This is a genomic window from Derxia lacustris (genome assembly GCF_002105195.1).
Taxonomy (GTDB): Bacteria; Pseudomonadota; Gammaproteobacteria; order Burkholderiales; family Burkholderiaceae_E; genus Derxia; species Derxia lacustris.
Map to the genome: position 1 here is coordinate 1 of NZ_MUHU01000057.1, position 5,880 is coordinate 5,880.

Genomic DNA, 5,880 nt, shown 5'->3' on the forward strand with positions numbered 1-5,880 from the left:
AGGCGCGCGGCCAGCTCGACGAAGCGCTGCGCATCCGCCGCGAGCAGCAACTGCCCGTCTTCACCCGCCTCGACGATGTGCGCGAGCTTGCCATCGCCCACGGCAGGATCGGCGACATCCTTCAGGCGCGCGGTCAGCTCGACGAGGCGCTGCGCACTCGCCGCGAGCAGGAACTGCCCGTCTACACCCGCCTCGGCGATGTGCGCGAGCTCGCCATCACCTACGGCAAGATCGCCGACATCCTTCAGGCGCGCGGTCAGCTCGACGAGGCGCTGCGCATCCGCCGCGAGCTGCAACTGCCCGTCTTCACCCGCCTCGACGATGTGCGCTCCCTCGCCAATACCCACAGCAAGATCGCCGACATCCTTCAGGCGCGCGGTCAGCTCGACGAGGCACTGCGCATCCACCGCGAGCAGCTACTGCTCGTCTACACCCGCCTCGACGATGTGCACTCCCTCGCCGTCACCCACGGCAAGATCGCCGACATCCTGTTCGCGCAGGGCCAGTCCGCCGAAGCGCGCGAGATACAACTGCGCGCGCTCGACGGTCTGCGTGCTCTCGGCGACAAGCGCGAAATCGCCGCTGCCGCCTGGAGCCTCGCGAGCTACGACTTGCGCGACGACGAGCCCGAGACGGCCATGCCGCTGATCGTCGAAGCCTGGAATCTCGTCACCGAACTGGGTGTCGCCGACGGCATCGCCACCGTCGGCGCAACGCTGGGCAGCATCCTGCTCACCAACGCCATGCCCGACCAAGCCCGGGCCGTGCTCACCCAGGCCCTCGCCGCCGCCCGCCTGCTCGACATGATCGACTACATCGCCCACATCCAGTCCCGCCTCGACTCTCTCCCGCCCCAGGAGCCCACCGCATGACCACCCTCAGCTTCACCCTCGCCGGCCCCGGCGCCGACACCGCCGCGCGCGACCTCGCCAGCCTGCTCGCCGGCCCCGACGCGTTGCCCGCCATCGAAACCGTCGCGCCCGCCGCCAGCGCCGGCACGCGCTCGCCCGACCCCGCAACCCTCATCTCTCTCGGCAGCCTCGTCCTCTCCCTGCCCGCCACAGTCCTCACCGGGCTCGACATCGTCGACCGCATCCGCAAACGCAAACAGGCCGCCGACGCCATCGCCCGCGCCCAGACCGGCGCCACGCAAGGTCTGGTCATCCTGCTGCAAGCCGCGCCCGACGCCGCGCCGGTGCCGCTCGCCACGCTCACGCCCGACCAGCTGCTCGAACTCGCGGCCAAGGCGGCGGCCGCCGGCAAGCCCGACGCGAGCTGATGCGGACGTGGCCGCCAGCGCCGCAACGGGCGGCGGCCACCTCACCGCGCCCCGCCGGTAACGCACCCAATCCCGCCCCACGCATCGCCGACACTCGCACGATGCGCCCCTGCCTCCCGCTCCTCGCACTCGCCGGCCTGCTCACGCTTTGCTCGCTGACCGCCCGCGCCGAATCCCTAACCATCGGCTCCAAGCGCTTCACCGAGTCCTACGTCCTCGGCGAAATCCTCCGCGCCACCGCGCAATCGGCCGGCGCCGACGCCACGCACCGCCAGGGCCTCGGCAACACGGCCATCGTCCTCGCCGCGCTGGAGGCCGGCAGCATCGATCTCTACGTGGACTACAGCGGCACCCTCGCGCTCGAAGTGCTCGGGCTGCCCGCCGTGCCGCCGCTGCCCGAGCTGAGCCGCGCCTTCGCCGCGCGCGGGCTGGCGGTGGGCGTACCGCTCGGTTTCGAGAACGGCTATGCGCTCGCCATGCGCGGCGATGTGGCGCGGCGGCTCGGCATCGCCACGGTCGGCGACCTCGCGCGCCAGCCCGCGCTGCGGCTCGGCCTGAGCCAGGAATTCCTCGGCCGGCGCGATGGCTGGCCGGCGCTCAAGGCCGGCTATGCGCTGCCGCAGCCCACGCCGCGCGGGCTCGATCACGGGCTGGCCTATGACGCACTCGCCGCCGCGACGCTCGACGTGACCGACGTCTACACGACCGACGCGCGCATCGCCGCCGACCAGCTCGCGCTGCTCGCCGACGACCACGGCGTGCTGCCGCGCTATGACGCCGTGCTGGTCTGGCGCGCCGATCTGCCCGCGCGCGCGCCGGTCGCCTTCGCCACGCTGGCGCAGCTGCAAGGCCGCATCGACGCGCCCGCCATGCGCGGGATGAACGCGCGCGCCGAAGCCGGCGTGCCGTTCGCGCAGATCGCGCGCGACTTCCTCGCCGGGCGCGCTGCCGACGCGACCGGGCCGACCGCGCCGCAGCCGGCGCCGCGCGCCTCGGCCTGGTCGCGCCTGCCCGCGCTGCTCGGCGGCGACGACTTCACCCGCCTCGCCGGCCAGCATCTCTACCTCGTGCTCGCGTCGGTCGCGGCGGCGCTGGCGGTCGGCGTGCCGCTCGGCATCGTCGCCGCGCGCCGGCCGCGCCTGGGCGCCGCGCTGCTCGGCGGCGTCGGGCTGTTGCAGACGCTGCCTTCGCTCGCGCTGCTGGCGGCGCTGGTCGCGCTCACCGGCAGCATCGGGCTGCTGCCGGCCTTCGTCGCGCTCGCGCTCTACGCGCTGCTGCCCATCGTGCGCAACACGTACACGGGGCTGGCCGGCATCGCGGCCGGGCAGCGGCTGGCCGGGCTCGCGCTCGGCCTCACGCCGGCGCAGGTGCTGCGCCACGTTGAGCTGCCGCTCGCCTGGCCGGTAATCCTGGCCGGCGCGCGCACGGCAGCGGTGACCAGCGTGGGCACGGCCACCATCGCGGCCTTCGTCGGCGCGGGCGGATTTGGCGAGCGCATCGTCACCGGCCTTGCGCTCGGCGACGGCGCGCTGATGCTGGCCGGCGCGCTGCCGGCCGCCGGGCTCGCGCTGCTGGTCGATGGCCTCGGCGCGCTCGCCGGCCGGCTCAGCAGCCCAGCTCGGTCAGCCCGGGGTGATCGTCGGGCCGCCGCCCCAGCGGCCAGTGAAACTTCCGCTCCGCCTCGGCAATCGGCAGGTCGTTGATGCTGGCAAAGCGCCGCTGCATCAGCCCCTGCGGGTTGAACTCCCAGTTCTCGTTGCCGTAGCTGCGAAACCAGTGGCCCGAGTCGTCGCGCCATTCATAGGCAAAGCGCACCGCGATGCGGTTCTCGCGGCAGCCCCAGATTTCCTTGATGAGCCGGTAGTCGAGTTCGCGCGCCCACTTGCGCGCGAGAAATTCCTTCACCGCCGCGCGGCCGGTGACGAATTCGGCGCGGTTGCGCCAGTAAGTGTCCTCTGTGTAGACGAGGCTCACGCGCTCGGGGTCGCGGCTGTTCCAGGCGTCCTCGGCGAGGCGCACCTTCTGCATGGCGGAGTCGAGCGTGAACGGCGGTACGGGCGGGCGGGTTTCCATGGCGGGCTCCTTGTCGGTTGCTTGTAGACAGGTCTGTCTACCTTCAGGCTCGCACGAGTGGAACGACTTGTCTACACTGATTGACCATGAACCCGACCACCAGCCCCAGCCCGCGCGACCGCATCCTCGCCGCCGCGCACGACCTGTTCTACCGCGACGGCATCCGCGCCACCGGCATCGACCGCGTGATCGCCGAGGCCGGCGTCACCAAGGTGACCTTCTATCGCCAGTTCCCGAGCAAGGCGGAGCTGGTGCGCGCCTTCCTCGACCATCGCCATGACGTGTGGATGGCGTGGTTCGTCGATGCGCTCGGGCGCCACGGCGCGCGCGAGGGCGGCGGCACCGCGCCGCTGCTGGCCGCGCTCGGCGAATGGTTCGCGGCCGATGCCTATCGCGGCTGCGCCTTCCTCAACACCGTGGTGGAGCTGGGCGCCGACCAGCCCGAGGTGCGCGCCGTCGCGCAGCGGCACAAGGCCGACATGGCCGAGCTGATCGCCGGCTTGCTGCCGGCCGGGCCCGATGCCGCCACGGCCGACGCCATCGCCACCGCCGTCGACGGCGCGATCCTGCGCGCCCAGATGGATGGCGCGCCCGGCCCGGCGCTCGCGGCGCTTGAGCGCCTGCTCGGCGCGCTGGAATGCCACGCCGCGCACTGATCGCCGCTGTTTGCCGTTTCGCCGCGTGCCCGCCTGCCCGACACTCGCGCGCACCCAAGACCCGCAAGGAGAACGCATGTCCTTCAAGACCCTCGGCCTGCTCGTGGCGCTGGCCGCCGCCGCTGCCGGCTGCACCCAGATCGACACCGGCAACATCGGCGTCGCGCGCACCTTCGGCAAGGTCGAGACCGAGGCGCTGCCGCCCGGCGTCTACCTGTCGGTCATCCGCACCGTCGACGAGTTCACCGCCAAGGAAGTGAGCTTCTCGCTCAACGACCTCACGCCCAAGAGCCGCGACAACCTCACGATGAAGGACGTGGACATCGACATCTATTTCAAGACGATGCCGGCCGCGATCCCCGCGCTCTACGTGAAGTACCAGGGCGACGTGGTGCGCCACCGCGACGTGGTGGCCAACGGCAGCAAGGACCTGGTGATCGCCTACAGCCGCGTGTCGCGCGAGGCGCGCGAGGCCGTGTACAAGGCCATCGCCCAGCTCGATGCGACCACCATGCACACCAAGCGCGCCGAGCTGTCGGAGCTGATCCGCGCCGGCCTGCAGCAGGAGCTGGACGCGAGCGACAAGGGCGCCTTCGTGGTCACGGCGGTCAATGTGCGCAACCTGCTCACCGACCCGGCCATCGAGGCCGCGATCCGGCTGCGCGCCGAGACCGACCAGGCCATCGAGCGCAAGCGCAAGGAGCTGGACCTGGCGCGCGCCGAAGCCGAGCGGCTGATCGTCGAGGCCGAGGGCCAGGCGCGCGCCAACCGCATCATTGCCGAGAGCATGACGCCCGCGCTGCGCGACATCCGCGTCGCCGAAATCCAGCGCGACGCGGCGGTGGCGCTGGCCGGCAAGCCCGGCAACACCGTGCTGCTCAATGGCGGCACGCCGCTGGTGAATCTGGGCAAGTAGAAAGCGCCTGCGCGTGACGGCGCCGGGCCGGCCCGGCAGCCCCGCCCGCATCGCCGAAAATGCCGTCCGCCGCGGGCGCCCTGCCCGCGTCCCTCGTCACCTCCGCCGGGAACCCGCCATGACCGTATCCGCACCCAACGTCATCCTCATCACCGGCGCCTCGCGCGGCATCGGCCGCGCCGTGGCCGAAGGCTTTCTGGCCGACGGCTGGCGCGTGGTGCTGGCCGCGCGCGACCAGTCGGCGCTCGACGCCATCGCCGCCGACGCCGCAGCGCGCGGCCAGCACGCGCTGCCCGTGGCCTGCGACGTGGCCGACGCCGCCTCGGTCGATGCGCTGTTTGCGCGCATCCGCGCCGAGTTCGGCCGGCTCGACGTGCTGTTCAACAACGCCGGCGTGAGCGCGTTTGCAAGCACGCCCGACGAGCTGAGCGTTGAAGACTGGAAGCGCGTCATCGACATCAACCTGACCGGCAGCTTTTTATGCACGCGCGCGGCCTTCGCGCTGATGAAGGCGCAGTCGCCGCAGGGCGGCCGCATCGTCAACAACGGCTCGATCTCGGCCCATGCGCCGCGCCCGCGCAGCATTGCCTACACCGCCAGCAAGCACGCCATCACCGGCCTCACCAAGAGCACCGCACTCGACGGCCGGCCGTTCAACATCACCTGCGGCCAGATCGACATCGGCAATGCCGCGACCGAGATGGCGCAGGCGATGGCAAACGGCATCGTGCAGGCGAACGGCACGGTGATGGTCGAGCCGCTGCTCGACGTGCGGCATGTGGTGGACGCGGTGCGCTACATGGCCGGGCTGCCGCTCGGCGCCAATGTGCTGAACATGACGGTGCTGGCGAGCGGGATGCCGTTCGTGGGGCGCGGGTGAGTTTTTTTCGGGGCGTGGCGGGGTGACGGTGGCGGGCTCAACGGGAGCGGTCGGCCCGGTGGGCCGACTTCCCTCG

General features: G+C 72.0%; 7 protein-coding genes. 6 read left to right on the plus strand and 1 reads right to left on the minus strand.

Annotated features, from left to right (window positions below; genetic code table 11):
* The 3 genes from B9P64_RS23305 to B9P64_RS23315 form a co-directional block, all read left to right on the plus strand.
* A partial coding sequence (locus B9P64_RS23305) for a tetratricopeptide repeat protein (RefSeq protein WP_139826506.1) occupies positions 1–872 on the plus strand: 872 nt, incomplete at its 5' end.
* Complete coding sequence (locus B9P64_RS23310; RefSeq protein ID WP_085318464.1) at positions 869–1,279, plus strand: hypothetical protein; 411 nt, start codon at positions 869–871, stop codon at positions 1,277–1,279. The genes B9P64_RS23305 and B9P64_RS23310, both read left to right, overlap by 4 nt.
* A gap of 101 nt (positions 1,280–1,380) precedes the next feature.
* Positions 1,381–2,982: a glycine betaine ABC transporter substrate-binding protein gene (locus tag B9P64_RS23315; RefSeq protein ID WP_085318465.1), complete on the plus strand. Its 1,602-nt coding sequence runs from the start codon at positions 1,381–1,383 to the stop codon at positions 2,980–2,982.
* Here B9P64_RS23315 and B9P64_RS23320 read toward each other — a convergent pair.
* Positions 2,885–3,352, minus strand: coding sequence for a nuclear transport factor 2 family protein (locus B9P64_RS23320; protein ID WP_085318466.1), 468 nt, complete (start codon positions 3,350–3,352; stop codon positions 2,885–2,887). The genes B9P64_RS23315 and B9P64_RS23320 overlap by 98 nt on opposite strands.
* 86 nt (positions 3,353–3,438) lie before the next feature.
* Between B9P64_RS23320 and B9P64_RS23325 the strand changes: the two genes are divergently transcribed.
* The 3 genes from B9P64_RS23325 to B9P64_RS23335 all read left to right on the plus strand — a co-directional run bounded on the left by B9P64_RS23325 (position 3,439) and on the right by B9P64_RS23335 (position 5,804).
* A complete protein-coding gene (locus tag B9P64_RS23325) occupies positions 3,439–4,008 on the plus strand; it encodes a TetR/AcrR family transcriptional regulator (protein WP_085318469.1) in 570 nt (189 codons plus the stop codon).
* A 76-nt stretch (positions 4,009–4,084) separates the two neighbouring features.
* Positions 4,085–4,924, plus strand: coding sequence for an SPFH domain-containing protein (locus tag B9P64_RS23330; protein ID WP_176256947.1), 840 nt, complete (start codon positions 4,085–4,087; stop codon positions 4,922–4,924).
* Positions 4,925–5,042: 118 nt separating this feature from the next.
* Complete coding sequence (locus B9P64_RS23335) at positions 5,043–5,804, plus strand: SDR family oxidoreductase (RefSeq protein ID WP_085318468.1); 762 nt, start codon at positions 5,043–5,045, stop codon at positions 5,802–5,804.
* Positions 5,805–5,880: the final 76 nt, after the last annotated feature.

What these genes read in the sequence shown, in the direction of transcription:
- B9P64_RS23310 (WP_085318464.1), top strand. Translation starts at nt 869, where the DNA reads ATGACCACCCTCAGCTTCACCCTCGCCGGCCCCGGCGCCGACACCGCC.
- B9P64_RS23325 (WP_085318469.1), top strand. Translation starts at nt 3,439, where the DNA reads ATGAACCCGACCACCAGCCCCAGCCCGCGCGACCGCATCCTCGCCGCC.
- B9P64_RS23315 (WP_085318465.1), top strand. Translation starts at nt 1,381, where the DNA reads ATGCGCCCCTGCCTCCCGCTCCTCGCACTCGCCGGCCTGCTCACGCTT.
- B9P64_RS23335 (WP_085318468.1), top strand. Translation starts at nt 5,043, where the DNA reads ATGACCGTATCCGCACCCAACGTCATCCTCATCACCGGCGCCTCGCGC.
- B9P64_RS23320 (WP_085318466.1), bottom strand. Translation starts at nt 3,352, where the DNA reads ATGGAAACCCGCCCGCCCGTACCGCCGTTCACGCTCGACTCCGCCATG.
- B9P64_RS23330 (WP_176256947.1), top strand. Translation starts at nt 4,085, where the DNA reads ATGTCCTTCAAGACCCTCGGCCTGCTCGTGGCGCTGGCCGCCGCCGCT.